Below are 19,539 nucleotides of genomic sequence, written 5' to 3'. Positions count from 1 at the left end.
TACAAACTACGTTAGCGGTTTAGAATCCTAAAGATAAGTTGAATCCAAGGCTTCTTGATGATGGCAACTCTCCATAAGCAAAACCTTGAGAATTACCGCCAAAACGGTCAACTTCAGGATCGATGTGTGGAGCGTTCTTGAACAGAATTGCCAGGTTTCTACCTACTAATGAAAGTTTTGCATTCTGGATTCTTACTTTTCTCAGCATTGATTCAGGTAAACGGATACCGAATGAAATCTCACGAAGCTTAATGTAGCTACCATCAAAAATAGCTGCTTCGTGGTATCTTCTTGGGTTATTATATCCATAGAACTGGTTTCCTGCCACAATTACATCATTAGGCACGTATTGAGGATTATCAGCAGTTCCGATGTTTTTTACACCTTTACCAATAACTCCTTCCTCACGACCAATTCCGGTTTCAGCATATTGACCAGTCCAACGGGCAGTACCTGTTCCTTCATCGAAGAAATCTCCGCCTTTTTTCACATCAATCAGGAATGAAAGACTTAAACGCTTATATGTAAACGTATTTGACATTCCTCCGGTCCAGTCTGGTTGAATATTACCCAATACTCTTGGAGTGGTTTCCACCACAGGTAAACCATCTACATAGACCAATTGTCCGTCTGGTGCATGTTTGAATCCGATACCATACAGCGAGCCATAAGGCTGACCCACTTGCGCTATCGAAATCAAGCCTCTGCGCTCTTGCAAAGTATAGGTTGTTAGACCTTCAGCTAATTCAACTACCAGATTTCGGTTTCTGGCAAAGTTAAGCGCCACATCCCATTTAAAACCTGACATAGTTTCGAAAGGTGTGCCTGAAAGGGTAATTTCAACGCCTTTATTATTAATTTGCCCTGCATTCAAAATACGTTTGTCGTAACCGCTGGCTTTAGAGATTTCTACTCCTAAAATCTGGTTTTTGGTAGTCTGGTCGTAATAAGTAAAGTCTAAGCCAACTTTGTTTTTAAAGAAACGAAGGTCAAGCCCCAATTCAATTCCAGTCGTAATTTCAGGTTTCAGGGTTGAGTTCGAGATGGTGATGTTCTCATAATACTCAGGAATTGAGCCGTTCCATGAACCGCTGGCACGGAAAGTTTGCGCTAACTGATAAGGGTCAGCATCGTTTCCAACCTGTGCGAGACTGGCTCTTACTTTACCGAATGATAAGATATTCTTAGGAATATTTATTAAATCTGTAATAACAGCACTTGCCGAAACAGATGGGTAAAAATAAGAACGTGCATTAGAAGGCAATGTGCTCGACCAATCGTTTCTTGCAGTAACATCTAAGAAAAGGGCATTGAGGTAACCAAACTGAACTGAACCATACAAACTTTGTACATTGGTTTTTTCAATGCGGCTGGCTACCGAGTTCTGGCTTGGATTAGAGTTAGACAGGTTATAAACGCCATCAACTACTAATTCGCCCACGTTAGTAAAATTTCTTTTATAATAATTGGTTCTGAGCGCTCCACCTGCCTGTGCAACCAATGAGAAGTTTTTACCAAAATTTTTATCGAAACTTAGTAAGAAATCATGGTTACTTTCCTGACGGCGAAGTACTTCTTCTGAATAAGTACCCGGTGTTCTGTTTCCGTTACGTACTCTCTCGAAATTGGCAATGTTAATTCTTGTATCGGTCCACATATCGGTACCCGAACGAAGCATTACTTTAAGATAAGGTAGAATTTTGGCATTGATGGCGATATTTCCAACTAAGCGATCTTTATCATTTTTATTGGGTAAATACTTATTGGTATAATAAGGGTTCGTAAAATAGGTATGTTGCCAGTTAGGTGGGTCTGTGTCGGGCAATTTGCCTGCTACTGCTCTCTGAATGTGAACACCTCTGTAATCTTCATAATTGGCCAATTGGTCCCATGACACATGTCTGTGCGACCAGATAAACGTATCACCATTCTGATAAGTACGGTTACCACCCGATTTGATGTATTCACCGGATACGGTAGCTGAAAGATATTTAGTCAGGTTATAGTTAGAATTAACTTTGAAATTACTTCTTTCAAAACCATTGGCAAATGCAATACCTTTCTGGTCTAATCTGTCATACGCCAAACGGAAGTTTCCTTTCTCGTTCGCACCTGATAGGGCAATATGATTGGTAAAAGAAGTACCTGTTTCCCAGAATTCATTCCAGTTATTAGGTTGCGGTGTTAATGGCGCAACATCTTTTCCCGAAAACCATTGACGCACCAGACGTCCATCCATAGGTGCGCCCCAGCTTTCATCAGTTCCATCTGTTCCGGTAGTTCTGCCCGGATTTACAAAACCGTAAGCAGCTTTATACTGGTCATAGGCATCTGGTTGAATGGTACCACTCCAGCCATCTGAATACCAGGTTGTATAACCGTTTCCACCGCCATACGTATTCTGGAAATCAGGTTTTACCAATGGGCGTTCTGCTGTAAAGTTTCCGTTGTATTCTATCCCTAAACCTTTTGAGCCTGAACCATCTTTGGAGGTTATCAGGATAACCCCATTGGCTGCTCTTGACCCGTAGAGGGCGGCGGCGTTTGGCCCTTTCAAAACCGATATATCTTTAATATTGTCGGGGTTTATTTCCGAAATACCACCACCGAATTGTTTATCATATTGTTGTTGAAGCGGTACACCATCTAATACAATCAAAGGCTGATTGTTGCCTGAAACTGATGACGAACCACGAATTTGTATGGTAGAGCCACTACCAGGGCCACCATTACTGCTGATTCTTACCCCTGCAATACGACCAGCCAATGAGTTTACTACATTGGTAGAGCGTGCTTCCACGAGATTGTCGCCTTTTACTTCCTGCTGTGAGAATCCTAAAGATTTTTTCTCACGAGAAATACCCAAGGCGGTTACCACCACTTCGTTTAATGTTTTGGCATCGGCAACGAGCGAAATTTCGAAACTGGAACGGTTGTCAATTTTTTCTTCTAATGTCGTAAAACCAATGGCGCTAAAAACTAAAATACCGCCTGAGGCAGGTACTTTAATTGAGAATTTTCCGTTGGCATCTGTCAGGGTTCCTATGGCTGTTCCCTTTAAGGCAATTGAAACCCCCGGCAAAGTCCCCTCTTCAACCGAGCTTACTACCCCCGTCAGAACTTTGTCCTGAGCCAGAATAACCAAGGGGAGAAGCAATATAACTGTCAGAAAGTATAAGTGTCTTTTCATAAGTGTTAAGGAGTTTGTAAAGGTTTAATAAAACAATAGGAGCGTGAGACGTACGAAGCTGTCCGACTCAATCAATTACCCGAAATTCCGACCGCTCAGCTTCGAGATATGATTGAAGTCGGGAGCCACGTCAGCAAGAGAGGTGCAAGCCTGTCTCTTCTTAATCTTTAAGGTTTAGATATTTAGTTTAGTTTATTGATTTTATAAGGCAAATACATTCTTGTACAGGCCGAAAACGGCATGTAAATAAATGATGAACTCTGTTTTTGATTTATTCTGAATATATTTAATGGTATTCAGCAATTGCTAATAGTCGTTAATCTGTATAGACTATCAGCCCCGCAACTTCGCTTATGAGAAGTTTTGATTTGTTATAGGAACCAGATACTCGGCTTTTGCGGTCGGAAAGGAGTTTCTGATGAAGTGTTATTGTACTTTTCTAATAATTTCTACTGCAATATAATAGGTTGTAAAAATTACTTGCAAATTATTTTAAAGAAAATTTAATAATACATTAAAAATAGTTTAAAATATTAAATAATAACTTGAATATGTGCAATATTTTGAAATTTTATGTAATTAATAAATATTTTTGTAAAATTTATATGAAGTGTGATTTTTGATATAAAATTAATAAAAAATGAAAAATATTGGATTTATATGTTTGAAAATAATTGTATTTTCGTTGAAAAATTAAAAACATATAAAAAATAAGTTGAAATTTTATTCAATTAAACTTTGACAATTTGTTGTATTATACTACTTTTGTCAGAAATAATAATTTCTACAATTTTTAAATTCTCATTGAAATACTTCAGGAATATTTCAATAGTTTCAGCAAGCCGAATCTTCTGAATTTATCAGTTCAGTTACAAATTACTACTGTCTGTTTAAATAACCATAACTTATCTTAACTCAGAGTTATTAAAGCTAAACAATTTTATACTCTTTAAACACTTGAAGAAAATGAATCAGAACATTGACAGACGCAATCTCTTAAAATCAGGCTTGATGACACTTGGTGGAATGGTATTAGCCCCTCAATTAAGTATGGGTGCATTTCCGAATACACCTGTTCAATTAGACAGCAAGAACAGATTATATTATACCCCTTTAATGCGCGAACACTTCATCAGTAATCCACCTGATGTAACTAAATTAAAGGCACGTTTAAATGCAAATGAAAACCCATATGGCCCACCAGCCAGTGCAAAACAGGCAGTAGTTGATTCAGTAGTTTTAGGTAACCGTTATGCCTGGAAAGAATTAAGTGATTTAGTAGGTAAAATCGTAAAAAAAGAAGGGCCTGGTGTAACGCCTAATCATATCATGATGGGACCTGGTTCATCTGATTTATTAGAGAAAGTAGCACTTGTGCAATTTATGCACGGAGGTAACATTGTTTCAGCTGATCCTTGCTATATGTCGTTGGTGAGTGTAGCAAAATCTGTAGGTGCCAAATGGAAGGCTGTTCCTTGTAAAAGTGACTGGTCGCATGATTTGCCAGCGATGGAAGCTGCCATTGATGCCGATACAAAATTAGTGTATATCTGTAATCCGAATAACCCGACCGGTAGTATTACCTCTGGTAAAGAATTATTAGATTTCTGCTCACGAGTATCAGAAAAAGTGCCTGTTTTTATTGATGAAGCCTACCTCGAACTGGCAGAAGGAACAGGAACACAAAGTATGGTGTCTCTTTTAGGACAAAATAAAAATGTAATCATTGCCCGTACTTTCTCTAAAATCATGGGTATGGCAGGTTTGCGTGTAGGTTATATTGCTGCTTTGCCATCTTTCTTAGACAAAATACAGAATATTACCCGTGGTGGTATGGGTATTTCTTATACTTCTGTTTTAGCAGCCTCGGCAAGTATCGAAGACATGGAGTTTCAGACAATGACCAAGAAACTGAACTCTGAGACTAAAGCGTATCTATATTCGAATCTTGACCGTATGAATTATAAATACATTCCATCTTATACCAACTTCGTTATTTTCCCGATTGCGATGGACGGTAAAGATTTTCTGGGTAAAATGTATGCTAAAGGTATTGGTGTAAGAACTTTCGACATTCAAAAGAAAACATGGTGTAGAGTAAGCATGGGAACTATGGATGAAATGAAACTCTTCGTTAAGGCTTTAGAAGAAATCAGCTAAGCATACTTCAGATTTTTATATTATTCATTGATGTTTGGATAAGAAGCTCTTGAATGACTCTTATCCGAACATCACAGGAAAATATTTTCCTAAATCTACAATTTCTTATGGCAGTAGCACTTCAAAAAACATTTATACTCCTGTTACTTATTGTGATTGGATTGGCGTTAAGGTCGAAATTCAAGAGTAAGACAGAACTGAATGGAATAAAAGAAATGATTCTTTCAGTAGCGCTTCCTTCTACGGTTTTCGTAGCCTTGATGGGAGTAAAAATAGATTCAACGTTAATAATTTATCCACTCATCACATTGGCATTTAATTTCTTTATTTATCTGTCAATGCCTTACATTCTGACTCTTTTTAAAATAGAAACTGATAGTTCTATCGGGCGGACACTTACCATGCTGATGCCATCATTGGCACCGGGTTTGTCAAGTTTCCCGTTTATTCATGAGTTTCTTGGAAAAGAATCTTTAGCGAAAGCTGCAATGGCAGATGTGGGAAATAAATTTTTTGCCTTGAATTTTCTGTATTTCGTTGCCATGAATATGTATCTTAAAAACAACAAAGCAAACGAAGTAAAAGAAGAAGGAAAAATAAAAAGTTTATTACTTAGCCTTGTGAAAGAGCCGATTAACATTGTGATGTTACTGGCTATTGCATTTTTAAGTTTTGGAATCAGTTTTGATGATTTACCTCCTGTTGTTTCAGAAATTTTTAACCGTACAAGTGCGCTAATGACTCCGATGGTATTAATTTACATTGGCCTGGCAGTACAACTGAAAGAAGGAAAAATCAGACTGGTGAGTTCGATTCTGCTTTTCAGAGCAGGTATTACCATACTTTTCAGCGTGTTAATTATTACTGTTTTTCAGATTTCGTCCCCAACGCTTGTGTTATTGGCCGTGGTGGTACCATTGAGTTCTTGTAGTTTCTGGCCTTTTGCTCATATGTCAGCTATTGCCCTGAAAGAAGAAAATAGCCATATTCCTAAGGAGAAAAGAACATTTAATATTGAGTTCGCCGTCTTGGTATTAGCTTTTTCATTGCCTTTCTCTACTATTTTAGTGATGGGTATATTAACCGCAGGGACATTTTTTGCGCATACAGAAACGCTTCTAATGACCGGGCTTGGCCTGATTGCTATCAGTTTTGTGCCAAGGTATTTAGGAAAAGCAATTGTAAGAGTTTCAAAAACACAGGTTGAAAAAATAGAAGCTTAAAATATTATTTGGTTTGACATCAGTTAGAGGAAGCTTTTGAGGCTTCCTCTTTTATTTATAGCCTGCAAAGTCTTTCAGCGGCTTTTTCAAGCATTTCATCATCTTTGGCAAAGCAGAATCGAAGAATTTTATTATCATATTTTTCATGATAAAACACTGAGATAGGTATAGAAGCTACCCCGATTTCTTTCGTCCATCTTACTGCCAATTCATAATCTGATTCGTCTGTTATCTGGTTATAAGATACCATCTGAAAAAAGCTACCCTCGGCTGGTGTCAGGGTAAATCTTGAACCTTTCAGCCAATTGATAAATTTATTCCGCTTCTCTTCATAAAAATTGCGGACAGATAAATAATTGTCGGGTTCTTTCATAAAATCGGCAAAGGCATATTGCATAGGCGTTGGTGAAGCAAAAGTTATCCATTGATGCGTTTTTCTGAACTCAGCCGTTAATTCTACGGGTGCTAAACAATACCCTAATTTCCATCCGGTAGTATGAAAAGTTTTGCCGAACGACCCACATAAAAAGGTTCTTTGCTTTAATTCAGGGTGGGAGGCAGGAGATAAATGTAATCTGTTATCAAAAATAATATGTTCATATACTTCGTCAGAAACAATCAAAATATCTGTGTCTCTAACTACCTCAGCTAATTGAGCTAAATCTTCTTGTGTCAGACATTTTCCGGTTGGGTTATGTGGAGTGGTTAGCATGATAGCTTTGGTGTGCTTAGTAATCTTGCTTTTTACCACCGACCAGTCAATACTGAAATCATTTTCGGCGGTAAGTGTTACAAATACTGGTTTGCCGCCATTCAACTCTATAGATGGTACGTAACTATCATAGGCGGGTTCAAAAACAATTACTTCATCGCCTTTGTGCAGAATTGCCGCCATGGTTGCATATATGGCTTCGGTGCAACCAGAAACAATAGTTATCTCATCATTCGGATGATAATGGATATGATATAAATCGGCAGTTTTCTGGGCTAATATTTCACGCAAGGGCATAATACCAGCCATTGGTGCATATTGATTCATACCCTTTTGCATGTAATGATTCACTAATTCTATGAGCTTTGGAGAGCAATTGTAATTTGGGAACCCCTGTGAAAGATTGAATGCCCCGGTTTCAGCGGCTAACTGAGACATCACTGTGAAGATGGTAGTACCAACATTCGGCTGTTTAGATGTAATGGTCATTGGGTTAAATGTCAGCCATTAAACTATGGCAGACAGGAAATGATGAGAGTAATGTATAAGTGGTTATTTTTTCAATCGGTCTAATTCGAATTTCATTTCACCCACCAAATGATTCAGTTTATCAAAACTGGCGCTTGGCTCTGGAAGAACATAACTTAAAAAAGCTTTTATTTCCCAGGTTTCAAGCACATCATTGATAGAAATTTCAGTACTTGGGAATCGGTGATTGTCAGAACTCAGTAATAAAGTACCTTTAATTTTTACCTGATTATATACTCGGCGGTAGATAATGCCTTGTGGCTTGGTTACCAGTACATAATTTTTGCTATCGGCAATATCATACCAGTTCTTTATCAGGGTACCAATCAATAAAGCGCCTTCAAAAGCAAAATCCTCTGTTGCCTCAAAAGCACGGTATTCTCCTGCTGGTAAAGTAGGCAGATGAAATTCTGTCAGCGTTTTCAGAAAACTCAACTCCTTGTTTTTCATGAGGTAATCGTTGTACTGAAATCGCCGAACAATCTGAATGGCGTTTTTGATGCTTTGATTTTCTTGTATATACTTTGGTGCAGGTTCTGTGTATTCTACCTGAGGCTGTGGTTTATAAGGCTGATTGTCTGGAATAAATTTTGGTACTGGTTCAAAATATTCTTTTACCTGATTGGGGTTTGGTAATGGCTTTACGGGCATAGGTTCTGGCTCAAATTGCATTTTGTCGTTTGGTTTGAGCATAACCTTCTGGGCAATCATTTCCGTATTTTTTTCCTGTGCTGGCGTTTCATTACCTAAAAATTCCTGCATCAGATTTCCAATAGATGGTGGAAAATCGAATGGGTCGTCAGGTTCGGGGGCATCATCGCTGTAGGTTGGTTTGGCCTCAAATCCAAAAGTAAGATCTGGGGTTTCTCTTAGTTTTCGTATATCTTTTTTTACAAAATCATCTACACTAATGCCAAACGTATTGGCAATAATTTTAAGTGTATCTACAGGAGGCACCGCCCTTGCCTCTTCATAGGCCCCCACATTGGCTCTTTTGGTACCGATACGACGGGCAAACTGATCTTGAGTCAGACCATTGATACGACGAAGATATTTCAGATTATTACTTATTAATGACATCCGAGCTCATTTCTTGTTATAAGTGGAACAATTTACAGATTATTAGTCTCTTTAGCAGAGATTGAAAGCATAAACACTCCCCGAATATCTAAAAATTTTAATAATTCACCAAATTGTTTTCTTGTTGAAAGATTTTTGTATAATTAGGCGTTTTTTTTGAATTTTGTACATCTCGCATTTAACTAAGGCAATTCATGACTCATATACCCACCAGTGCTGAAACGGATATAGAAACTTTGTTTCAACTTCAGAAGAAAAATCTGTTAAATCTTGCAGCTACCACTTCAAAAGAGCGGATTGCTAAAATACGGAAAATTATGAACTGGGTGCTTGATAATCAGGAGCGTATGGCCGAGGCTTTACAGGCAGATTATCAGAAAAGTCTGTTTGAGGTAAAAGTCAGCGAAGTAATGCCTGTAGTAAGCGAGGCAAAGTATATAATAAAGCATTTAGACCAGTGGATGCGAGCCGAGAGCGTAGAAACGCCTTTGAAAATGCTTGGTACTACCTCTAAAATTATACACGAGCCTAAAGGAAATTGCCTGATTATGAGTCCGTGGAATTATCCGTTTAATCTTACCTTAAAACCATTGCTACAAGCCATTGCAGCAGGTAATGGAGTGATTATTAAACCTTCAGAGGTTGTTCCACATGCTTCGAAATTATTAGCAGAAATGATTCATGAATTGTTTCCTTCCAATGAAGTGGCTGTGGTAGAAGGTGATGCCAAGGTGGCAACTTTATTATTGAATCTGCCCTTTAACCATATCTTTTTTACGGGAAGCCCTGCTATAGGAAAAGTGGTGATGCAGGCGGCTGCCAGGCATCTGGCCTCTGTAACTTTAGAGTTAGGTGGGAAATCACCGACCATTGTCGATGAAACTGCCGATATTAAATTTGCCGCCCAGACTATTGCCGCCGAGAAATTTCTGAATAACGGGCAAACCTGTATAGCCCCTGATTATATTTTGATTCATCGCTCAAAAACGAGTCAGTTTTTAGAAGAGATGGGAAAATATATTGAAAAAATGTATGGCAGTGATGTATCAAAATCGCCGGATTATTGCAGAGTAGTGAATAACAGGCATTATAAAAGAGTAAAAGGATTGATTAATGATGCGGTAGAGAAAGGAGCAAAAATAGCCATTGGTGGAAATACTATAGATGCTGAGAACTTTATTGAGCCAACGGTAGTTAGTCAGGTAAATGCAGAAATGCAAATCATGCAAGAAGAAATTTTTGGCCCTGTTCTGCCGATATTAGCCTTTGATAAACTGGAAGAAGTAAGTACCTATATTAATAATAGTGAAAAACCATTGGCCTTATATATATTCAGTAAGAAGAGAAGTCATATTGATTTTATCCTGCAAAACACTTCTTCTGGTGCAGTAGTAATTAATGAAACGACCATCCATTATTTACAGAATAATCTGCCTTTCGGTGGGGTCAATAATTCTGGCATCGGTAAGTCTTTCGGCAAATACGGCTTTGAAGAGTTTTCTAATAAGAAAGCAGTGGTAGAGAATAAGTTTTCTACATTCAGCATGTTTCATCCACCTGCTACTAACCGGGTAGTGAAAATGCTTGATATGGTCATTAAATGGCTTTAACCAAACACTATTATGAAATTTACCCGAAGGACTTTTATTGTCTTTTCTTCGTTTATCACCCTTGCAGTTATAGGTACAATTATTTTTATGAGACAAAAATTTTTCGGTAAAAATCCATCTGGTGAAAGGCTTAAAAAGATTCTGAAATCTGCCCATTATAAAAACGATTCATTTCAGAATTTATCACCTACTTCTGTTACGCTCGAAGATGCTTCTTATCTGAAAATGATGAGAGAGTTTTTTAGTAAGCCAAAAGATGTGAAACCCTCAACACCTTTACCTTCAGTTAAAACAGATTTGAAGAATTTAAGCGCAGATAAGCCTACCATTGTATGGTTTGGGCATTCTACTTATTTTATCAAATCTAAAAATGTAACCATCATGATTGACCCGGTAATGAGTGGTTCTGTTTCGCCTTTCGGATCTTTTGGCAAAGCATTTGCAGGCGCAGATATTTATAAAGTCGATGATTTGCCTGAAATTGATATACTATTTCTCTCGCATGACCATTATGACCATCTTGATTATCAGACAGTAGTACAACTCATACCCAAGGTGAAACAGTTTTGTGTATCTTTAGGGGTAGGGTCTCACTTAGAATACTGGGGAGTTGAACCATCAAAAATTGTTGAATTTGACTGGTGGGATAAACACAAAGTAAGCGATGACATTGAGATTGTAGCTGCTCCGGCACGTCATTTCTCGGGGAGAAGCCTCGCAAGAGGAAAGACCTTATGGTCGGCTTTTATACTTTCAATACATGGCTACAAACTTTTTCTTGGCGGAGATTCAGGCTATGACACACATTTTAAGGAAATTGGCGATAAATATGGCCCTTTTGATATTGCAATGCTTGAAAACGGGCAATACGGTAAAGAGTGGCCTTATATACATATGTTTCCGGAACAAACGGCTCAGGCTGCTTTAGACTTAGGGGCTAAACTATTACTTCCGGTGCATTGGGGAAAATTTGTATTGGCTAATCACTCATGGAATGAGCCTATTCAAAGATTAGTAGTAGCCGCAGAAAAAAGTCAACTGCCCATTACTACACCCATGATTGGAGAGCCCGTTGTAATAGGAGAGAAAAACCCTGATAAAGTGTGGTGGAATGCCTAATTAATAAGAAAATTTATTAGTTTGGTAAATAATAAACAGCTTACCCTTTAATATATACGTAAAGGGTAAGCTGTTGTCTTTTAGAGAATTACTTTCAAAATATCTTATGCCGCAATGAAAGGGGTGGCAATTGCTAACACCTGTTCTTTGTTTAATGGCTCATCAAATGCTTCTGAAATAGCTTCATCTGATTTTCCGGCAAGACCTTTCAGATTTACTCCGCCTTGAGTCAGATTATCATCTGCGGCATATACAGCAGCAGGTGTACCTTGGTTCAACGTAATCCAGCCTTTTGCGCCTGGTACAAAGCCTTTAGTGTTTAACAGACGACGAACAACCGAGGCATGGCGTGCTTCAACTGAGTGAATCTGTAAAGCATATTCTAATAAAGGTTTATCTTCAGCCGCCATCAGATTTCCTGCTTGTCCTTTATAAGCTCTTACACCTGTATCTTCTAAAGCATGCGAAACAATGGCAAATGTTTTATAATTAGTGAAAACATCGGCAAATGCACCTTTAGCTGTAAAGTCAAATTTAGGTTTAGCTACTGCTTTGTTTCCTAAAGCCGCCAATAAAAATGCAACGTGAGCTGTTTCATGTTTACCAATCTGAGTAAAAATTGGTTTCTCAGCAGCAGGGATGAGATTTGCAGCGGCATTACCCATTTTATAAAATTCATCTTCGAGGTACTCAAGTGTCAGCGCATAATTCAGTACATCTATGGCTCCCGGAGTTGCCGCATAGGCTTTATGAATGGTGGTTGCCAATAAAGCAGGAAGTGCATAAGCTGAAACTTTTTTACCAATAGTGCTAAACATGCTGCGTCTTGAAATATGCTCAAGTCTTTCGTGAACGTCTGCGTCCACTTTCTCTATTTCTGATAATATATTGAAAATATTCATTGTCTGATTGAATTAAGAAGTTGGAAGATTTGATGCTGTAATAGTCGTTTTCACATAAGGCTTAACCGCTGCCAGAATATCTGCTGGTTTTACGGCCTTATCAAGTCCTTTAGCATCTATGATATCATCACCTGCAAACGAAGTTGAATTAGGCATCAACAAATCTCTGATAGCTGCTGCATGACGTGCCTCAACTGATACAATTTTACCGGCTATTAATAGATAATTGGCATCTTTAATCAGGTTACCTGCACCATTGTACGCTTGTACGCCTGTATCTTCAAATAGCTTAGCTGCTCCTAAAACACTGGCTCTGCTCGTAAAATCAATAGAAGAGAAATTTACTTCAAGGCCAGCTATGGCATTATTGCCAAGTGCCGCTTTAAGAAAATCTCTGTGGATGATTTCGTGGTCACGAATATCGGTAAGCATTGATCTTTCAGCATCTGTAATGCCTGAAAAAGGTGTAGCAACTACCTGTGTGTAAAAAGCAGCTTCTAATTGTTCGAGCGCATAAGCATAATTCAGGATTCCTACATCACCACTACCCAAATCAACCGAGGTAGGAGTAGGTGTCATGTCATCATCTTTGTCGCAACCAGCTAAAAATACTGCTCCGGCAACGGTTGTCATTCCGGCACTTCTTAAAAAGTTGCGTCTGTCTACGGATTTTACTGATTCATTTTTCGAGCGCACATCAGGCGATGAACCCAGATTCTGTGTTTCCATGGGCATGAAATTGTTTTAGATGAATAGCCGTTGAAAGCTACGATTGGATTTAATTTATTTATTGTAATACTAATATTTACGAGGTTTCAATCTAAACGGATTTCTTCAAGAGAAGTTTTTTTCTAAAAGAGTTGAACGCATTGGTATTATTCTATACTTTCAAAAATTTGCCGAATATTATTCTTCAAGTATAAAAAACTATACCACTTGTTTAAAGTAAGATAAATGTACTTTGTTTGGGGAATATTTTTACTTGCACCTATAAGTTTGATGAAATTTTGTAGAAGATTTCTCTCATATTTTAAAACAAAGCCCTATACCAAACGCATAGGGCTTTTGAGAAGAACATAGAAAAAAATTAGTTACACCCTCCGGTTTCTGCAGTAAAAACAACTCCGGTTTCTGCCTTAAATCCTGCGTTCAACTCCACGGCTTTCGCCATATAGGCTGCTTTGGTGTTTCCTCCGGTAATATGATTGGTGGCAGTTATTTTTCCGTTGGTAGCTGAAGCTAATCGGGTAACATTACCTGAAGTGATATTGTTAGCAGGGTTGGTGAGTGTTAAGTTAGTTGGACAAGGCGATGCTATAATTGTCAGCTTTTTGCTGTTATTGCTGAAAAGAATACAGCCACCTAAAGCATAAGCCTGGCTCATCGTTTTATTAAGCATAGTATTGGTATCGAAACCAGTTGCATAAGAAACACCATATACCTGATAAGTACCTCCGGGCAATGAAGTAAAGTTTGAAGAGGACGATACAGCTGAAATTAGCCCGCTGGTTTGATTAACGGCTAAATAGGTATAGCTCAAACCTGCTGGTTCAGTTTGAACATCAATAATATCTCCCGAGCCGCTAAAGTTAAAACTAAATGAAGAGTCATCATAAAAGTCATAAACCAGGGCGTAATAGGTTGTACACTCATTTAGTGTTATTGCTGCATTAGAAGACCAGCTAACTGCACCGTAAGCATTAGAACCAGTAAGATTAGCACAATTAAAGGTAAGCGCACTAAAAATACTGAAAGGAGCAATGCTTGTGCCATTGCGTAGTGCTGAAATAGTGTATGAACCTGTTTTAGTTACTCTAAATGTTACTAATTTAGAATTAACATTCCATGAATGGACTTGACAAGCTGTTTTATTTTCATCAGTGTATACTACAACTGGTCTTATAGACCCACCAGTAAAACTAATGGTTTTACTTTTATTAAAGTATAAACTTCCAATTGTTTTGGTTAATCCTAAATTGAATACCGGAGCACCACTATTACCTGAAACTTCATTGTCCGGGCATATAAATGATGTAGTAGCGTTACAATTTGAAGTGATGGTGAAATTGGCATTACTTACATCAAAAAACTCGGCTGTTGCACTATTGGTACTTACTATTTTAACCCTTGCTGTAGTAGAGTTAGGAATATAAGCAGGGATATTTACACTTTCAGAACCATCGTTAGTAGTGGAAGCTGCTAAGGTAAAAGGATAACTACTTCCACCATCAATCGAAAGTAAAATATTTACATTAGCACTTAAAGCGTTGGTACTATTTACACTCCAGGAAATGGTTTTGGCTGTACCAGCCGCCCAACTTTCAGCACCATTAGGTGCGGTTACGGCCAATGGACCTTTATTCCCATCTACTGTAATGGTTAGGGAGTGCATATCCACTCCACCGCCTCCGGCACGATTATCTCTGGCAGTTAATCGAAAAACCATTGTTCTGCCTACATTTGGTAAATCCTCACCTTCTGTATCCGGTGGATTGTTACTATTATTTAAAACAAAAGCCATGTCAGGAAAATTTCTTACAGGCGATAAGGAGTGCTTGCTTCTGAATAATGGCGCAGTTGTACTACCTACGGCATTATTGGTGTGTCCTAATTTCCCTGAATCACTTGCCATAGGCTGGTCATACTCTTCCCAGGTAAAAGTAAGTGCATCGCCATTGGCATCAGTGGCAGAACCGATTAAAGTAAAAGGTGTATTTTTAGGAATGGTATAAGCTGTACCAGCATTAACTACCGGAGCACTATTGCCTGTAGCAGTAGGAGTGCCGCAAGTGCTTCCTGTTCCGGTTTGAATATAGTTAATCATATTGTCCAATGAGTTGGTATGGAAATAGGATTCTTTCGGTCCGGTCAGATTTTGAGTGATGGCACAAAGACCATGATAAGACATAATGGTAGAACCACTACCAGGCTCATAGGCTGTAGGGGTATTTCTGTTACCTATATTACATGCAGCACTACCATTCCCATTAAAAGTATGGGGTGCGGTAAACTGATGACCAACCTCATGTGCCAATATTAAAAAACTACTTGGTGTGGTACTGCCAGACCAGCCCCCTCCTTTATAATCATTGCTACAGACCCCATAATAGGCCAAACCGCCGCCTACAGTATGAAGCGCGTGTCCTATATCATAATTAGATACACCATATATCGTATTCATTTGTGCACGGATGACGTCCACATTCTGATAATATGAATTTGTGTTCTCTGTTTTACGAAAGAAAACATTGGCACTTGCAGGGTTAACAGGAGATTTAAGGGTAAATCTGACGGCCATTTCTTTCTCGTACAAACCATTAAGGCTATTAAAAATGGCCGCTAATTCGTTGTTAATGGCAGTATTGGTATTACCTCTTGTGGTATAAAATTCATTGGTAACTATAATAGCCATTCTGTAAGTTCGCAGGCTTGTACCGTTGGTGTAATCGTTTGTTCCGGTAATCTCTTTGATACGACCGTTTTTTAGTAAAGCTTCATTCACATTACACTCAAAGGCCTCACTTGTTTGTTGATAAACATTATAAGTATTAGAAATAGTGGACTGTGCGTCTGGTTCTATCACAATCATCTGACCGTTAGATTGAATAACCGCAATTAGTTTCTCTTTGGTTAAGGTAATTCGACAGCCAACAGCAGGATTGCCCACTTGCTCGCCTAAATATGTTTTGGCATCACTATCAATACCTGCGGGTAATATAGAATATTCAACCACTCTGAACTGAGCAGATGTGCCATCTGGCATAGGCAGGGTTATAATTGTTTCTGAGTTTTTGGCATTGCCAATACCTAAAACAGATTCATGCTTGGTTGCCGCTAATTGTTGTTGAAATGAAGTGACATCTATAGTTACTTTTCTGACTGAGTTCTGCGCCAGTAAACTACTAATTGAGGCAAGATAAAAAGAGAAAAAGAATAAAGTTTTTTTCATAAACAATGAGTTAAAGGGGAGTGATGAATGATACTACTTTCTGGAATAAAAAATGCTTCCTACAAAATAGTTATTTAGTGGAAGCATTGTTTCTGCAATTTACTATTAAAAAATAGCATTCTTTAGATTTTGTATTAGTTTTTATCTTATGGTATTAAGTCTGAATGACTCCGACGTTATATCTTTTGGTGATAGGCGCATGATTCGCCGCCTCGATGCCCATTGAAATAATTTTTCTGGTTTCCAAAGGGTCAATTACACCATCGACCCATAAGTGCGAGGCAGCATAATAAGGGCTTAACTGAGAATTGTATTTATCGGTTATGGTAGTTAAGAGTTCCTTTTCTTTTTCTTCTGAAATCTCTACACCTTTTGCTTTTAAGGCAGCTTCCTGAATCTGGAGGAGCGTTTTGGCAGCAGATGCGCCGCTCATGACAGCCATTTGCCCTGTTACCCATGAGTAAATCAATCGGGGGTCGTAAGCTTTGCCACACATGGCGTAATTTCCGGCACCATAAGAGTTGCCAACTATAAAGGTGAACTTGGGTACTACCGAATTGGCCATTGCATTCACCATCTTTGCTCCGTCTTTAATGATGCCGCCATGTTCCGAACGACTACCTACCATAAAACCAGTAACATCCTGCAAAAATACCAATGGTATTTTCTGCTGATTACAGTTCATAATAAATCGGGCGGCTTTATCGGCAGAATCTGAATAGATAACGCCACCCATTTGCATTTCTCCTTTTTTCGATTTTACAATTTTACGCTGATTAGCAACAATTCCGACTGCCCAACCGTCAACTCTTGCTAGACCGCAGAGAATGGTTTGGCCGTATCCTTTTTTGTATTGGTCAAAAACTGAATCGTCAACTATCCGCTCAATAATTTCAACCATGTCATATGGTTTTACTCTATCTGTCGGTAAAATGGTATAGATTTCTTCTGGGTCTTTTAAGGGTGGGAGTGAGGGTTTTCTGTCAAAACCTGCTTTGACATTATGCCCCATTTTATCAAAAATATTTCTGATTTCATCCAAACAAGCTGCATCATTCGGAAATTTATTATCAGTAACACCTGAAATCTCACAATGCGTAGTAGCCCCGCCTAATGTTTCATTGTCTATCTCTTCGCCGATAGAAGATTTTACCAGATAAGACCCTGCCAGAAAAACAGACCCGGTACCCTCTACAATTAAGGCATAGTCTGACATAATAGGAAGATAAGCCCCACCTGCCACGCAACTGCCCATAATGGCCGCGACCTGAGGAATCCCCATTGATGACATCTGTGCATTATTCCGGAATATGCGTCCGAAATGTTCTTTGTCAGGAAAAACTTCTGACTGCATAGGTAGAAAAACACCGGCAGAGTCAACCAGATAAATGATTGGTAACTGGTTTTCCATAGCAATTTCCTGCGCTCTCAGGTTTTTCTTAGCCGTAATCGGAAACCAAGCTCCGGCCTTTACGGTGGCATCATTTGATACAATCACACACATTTTTCCACTCACATAACCTATCCCACAAATTACTCCGCCATTCGGGCAACCTCCTTCTTCTTCATACATTCCTTCGCCAGCAAATACCCCAAACTCAACAAACTCAGATTCTTTATCAATCAGGTACTCAATGCGTTCCCAGGCAGTCATTTTGCCCTTGGCTTTATGTGCCTGAATTTTTTTTAAACCTCCACCTGATTTTATTTGTTTTTTCTTTTGATTCAATTCTTCTATAAGCGATTCCAGACTTAGCATAATATTTGATTAATTTCGTTAGTAAGGCAAAATAATGATATTAATTCTTAATATTGAACAATTTTTCTGTAAATATGACAAATAGTTGTCAAAAAAATAATTAGTATTGCAACTAATTCTCAACAACCAACAAATAAAGATATGACAGTTTTTGAATTAGAGACAGACGAAGAGCTTGAAATGATTCGCCAAAGTGCCAAAGACTTTGCCGAAAACTATATTCGACCACATGTTATGGAGTGGGATGAAACCCAGAAATTCCCGGTTGACCTCTTTCATAAAATGGGTGAATTTGGCTTTATGGGCGTACTTGTACCCGAAAACTATGGTGGCTCGGGTCTGGGTTATCAGGAGTATATCACCATCATTGACGAAATTTCGCAGGTTTGCGGGTCAATCGGTTTATCTGTAGCTGCCCATAATTCATTATGTACTAATCATATCCTGACTTTTGCCAACGAAACGCAAAAACAAAAGTACTTACCCAAATTAGCCTCTGGTGAGTGGATTGGTGCATGGGGACTGACCGAAACAGGTACAGGTTCGGATGCGGGAGGAATGGCAACCACGGCCGTAGAAGATGGTGATTATTTTGTACTGAATGGGTCTAAAAACTTCATTACCCATGCCATTAGCTCAAATGTGGCAGTAGTTATTGCCCGTACCGGAGAGAAAGGAGATTCTCATGGCATGACTGCTTTTGTGATTGAAAAAGATACACCGGGTTTTTCTGCCGGAAAAAAAGAGAATAAATTGGGTATGCGTGCCAGTGAAACGGCGTGTTTGTTCTTTGATAACTGTCGGGTACATAAAGATAATATTCTCGGAAATGTAGGTGATGGTTTTATCCAATCTTTAAAGATTCTGGACGGAGGACGTATTTCTATTGCTGCCCTTTCTTTGGGTATTGCCAAAGGAGCTTTAGATGCGGCTTTGAAGTATGCCCAGGAAAGAGAACAATTCGGAAAAACTATCATAAATTTTCAGGGAATAAGTTTTAAACTGGCAGATATGGCAACTAAAATTGAAGCTTCAGAACTCTTAACCCGAAAAGCGGGTTTTCTAAAAGATACTGGTAAGAAGGTAACTAAAGTGTCGGCAATGGCCAAATTATATGCTTCTGAAACGGCGGTTGAAGTAGCAAACGAGGGTGTTCAGATACATGGAGGATATGGCTACACGAAGGATTATCCGGCGGAGAAATACTATAGAGATGCCAAACTATGCACGATAGGAGAGGGTACTTCAGAAATTCAGAAAGTGGTAATTGCCAGAGAAATTACCAGAAAATAAAGTAGAAGGAGCTA

Annotated in this window: 12 protein-coding genes; 5 read left to right on the top strand and 7 right to left on the bottom strand. The window is 38.6% G+C overall.

Features of this window, described 5'->3' with window-relative positions; all coding sequences use genetic code 11:
* Positions 1-19 precede the first annotated feature (19 nt).
* A complete protein-coding gene (locus EWM59_RS15100) occupies positions 20-3,190 on the bottom strand; it encodes a SusC/RagA family TonB-linked outer membrane protein (protein WP_130021999.1) in 3,171 nt (1,056 codons plus the stop codon).
* A 966-nt stretch (positions 3,191-4,156) separates the two neighbouring features.
* Between EWM59_RS15100 and EWM59_RS15095 the strand changes: the two genes are divergently transcribed.
* Positions 4,157-5,350: a pyridoxal phosphate-dependent aminotransferase gene (locus EWM59_RS15095; RefSeq protein ID WP_130021997.1), complete on the top strand. Its 1,194-nt coding sequence runs from the start codon at positions 4,157-4,159 to the stop codon at positions 5,348-5,350.
* Between the two features lie 107 nt (positions 5,351-5,457).
* Positions 5,458-6,573, top strand: coding sequence for an AEC family transporter (locus EWM59_RS15090; protein ID WP_130021995.1), 1,116 nt, complete (start codon positions 5,458-5,460; stop codon positions 6,571-6,573).
* Between the two features lie 55 nt (positions 6,574-6,628).
* Here the strand turns inward: EWM59_RS15090 and EWM59_RS15085 are convergent, their stop codons facing one another.
* Together EWM59_RS15085 and EWM59_RS15080 are read right to left on the bottom strand one after the other, a co-directional pair.
* Entirely contained in the window at positions 6,629-7,774 is a 1,146-nt protein-coding gene (locus EWM59_RS15085) for a methionine aminotransferase (protein ID WP_130021993.1), read from the bottom strand.
* A gap of 63 nt (positions 7,775-7,837) precedes the next feature.
* The gene (locus tag EWM59_RS15080) at positions 7,838-8,893 is read right to left on the bottom strand and encodes a helix-turn-helix domain-containing protein (protein WP_130021991.1); all 1,056 of its coding nucleotides are present in this window, start codon (positions 8,891-8,893) and stop codon (positions 7,838-7,840) included.
* 194 nt (positions 8,894-9,087) lie between these two features.
* Between EWM59_RS15080 and EWM59_RS15075 the strand changes: the two genes are divergently transcribed.
* A complete protein-coding gene (locus tag EWM59_RS15075) occupies positions 9,088-10,503 on the top strand; it encodes an aldehyde dehydrogenase family protein (RefSeq protein WP_130021989.1) in 1,416 nt (471 codons plus the stop codon).
* 12 nt (positions 10,504-10,515) lie between these two features.
* On the top strand, positions 10,516-11,622 hold the full coding sequence (locus EWM59_RS15070; protein ID WP_130021987.1) for an MBL fold metallo-hydrolase: 1,107 nt from the start codon (positions 10,516-10,518) through the stop codon (positions 11,620-11,622).
* A gap of 104 nt (positions 11,623-11,726) precedes the next feature.
* Here EWM59_RS15070 and EWM59_RS15065 read toward each other — a convergent pair whose 3' ends face one another.
* From EWM59_RS15065 to EWM59_RS15050, 4 genes are all read right to left on the bottom strand, one after another.
* Positions 11,727-12,524: a ferritin-like domain-containing protein gene (locus EWM59_RS15065; protein ID WP_130021985.1), complete on the bottom strand. Its 798-nt coding sequence runs from the start codon at positions 12,522-12,524 to the stop codon at positions 11,727-11,729.
* A gap of 12 nt (positions 12,525-12,536) precedes the next feature.
* Positions 12,537-13,253, bottom strand: a complete 717-nt coding sequence (locus EWM59_RS15060) for a ferritin-like domain-containing protein (RefSeq protein ID WP_130021983.1) — start codon at positions 13,251-13,253, stop codon at positions 12,537-12,539.
* Positions 13,254-13,611: 358 nt separating this feature from the next.
* Positions 13,612-16,473 (bottom strand): M12 family metallo-peptidase, encoded by a 2,862-nt coding sequence (locus EWM59_RS15055; RefSeq protein WP_130021981.1) that lies wholly within the window; start codon positions 16,471-16,473, stop codon positions 13,612-13,614.
* A 154-nt stretch (positions 16,474-16,627) separates the two neighbouring features.
* The gene (locus tag EWM59_RS15050; protein ID WP_130021979.1) at positions 16,628-18,232 is read right to left on the bottom strand and encodes an acyl-CoA carboxylase subunit beta; all 1,605 of its coding nucleotides are present in this window, start codon (positions 18,230-18,232) and stop codon (positions 16,628-16,630) included.
* A 141-nt stretch (positions 18,233-18,373) separates the two neighbouring features.
* On the opposite strand from EWM59_RS15050, the gene EWM59_RS15045 reads away from it, so the two are divergent.
* Entirely contained in the window at positions 18,374-19,525 is a 1,152-nt protein-coding gene (locus EWM59_RS15045; RefSeq protein ID WP_130021977.1) for an acyl-CoA dehydrogenase family protein, read from the top strand.
* Positions 19,526-19,539 lie beyond the last annotated feature (14 nt).

The sequence above is a fragment of the Emticicia agri genome, from assembly GCF_004168285.1.
In the GTDB taxonomy this organism is placed as follows: domain Bacteria; phylum Bacteroidota; class Bacteroidia; order Cytophagales; family Spirosomataceae; genus Emticicia; species Emticicia agri.
The sequence above is the reverse complement of the archived record's forward strand: the minus strand, read 5'-3'. Positions and strand labels throughout refer to the sequence as shown.

Coding starts and splice junctions, on each gene's coding strand:
- EWM59_RS15100 (WP_130021999.1), bottom strand. CDS start 3,190: ATGAAAAGACACTTATACTTTCTGACAGTTATATTGCTTCTCCCCTTG.
- EWM59_RS15095 (WP_130021997.1), top strand. CDS start 4,157: ATGAATCAGAACATTGACAGACGCAATCTCTTAAAATCAGGCTTGATG.
- EWM59_RS15090 (WP_130021995.1), top strand. CDS start 5,458: ATGGCAGTAGCACTTCAAAAAACATTTATACTCCTGTTACTTATTGTG.
- EWM59_RS15085 (WP_130021993.1), bottom strand. CDS start 7,774: ATGACCATTACATCTAAACAGCCGAATGTTGGTACTACCATCTTCACA.
- EWM59_RS15080 (WP_130021991.1), bottom strand. CDS start 8,893: ATGTCATTAATAAGTAATAATCTGAAATATCTTCGTCGTATCAATGGT.
- EWM59_RS15075 (WP_130021989.1), top strand. CDS start 9,088: ATGACTCATATACCCACCAGTGCTGAAACGGATATAGAAACTTTGTTT.
- EWM59_RS15070 (WP_130021987.1), top strand. CDS start 10,516: ATGAAATTTACCCGAAGGACTTTTATTGTCTTTTCTTCGTTTATCACC.
- EWM59_RS15065 (WP_130021985.1), bottom strand. CDS start 12,524: ATGAATATTTTCAATATATTATCAGAAATAGAGAAAGTGGACGCAGAC.
- EWM59_RS15060 (WP_130021983.1), bottom strand. CDS start 13,253: ATGGAAACACAGAATCTGGGTTCATCGCCTGATGTGCGCTCGAAAAAT.
- EWM59_RS15055 (WP_130021981.1), bottom strand. CDS start 16,473: ATGAAAAAAACTTTATTCTTTTTCTCTTTTTATCTTGCCTCAATTAGT.
- EWM59_RS15050 (WP_130021979.1), bottom strand. CDS start 18,232: ATGCTAAGTCTGGAATCGCTTATAGAAGAATTGAATCAAAAGAAAAAA.
- EWM59_RS15045 (WP_130021977.1), top strand. CDS start 18,374: ATGACAGTTTTTGAATTAGAGACAGACGAAGAGCTTGAAATGATTCGC.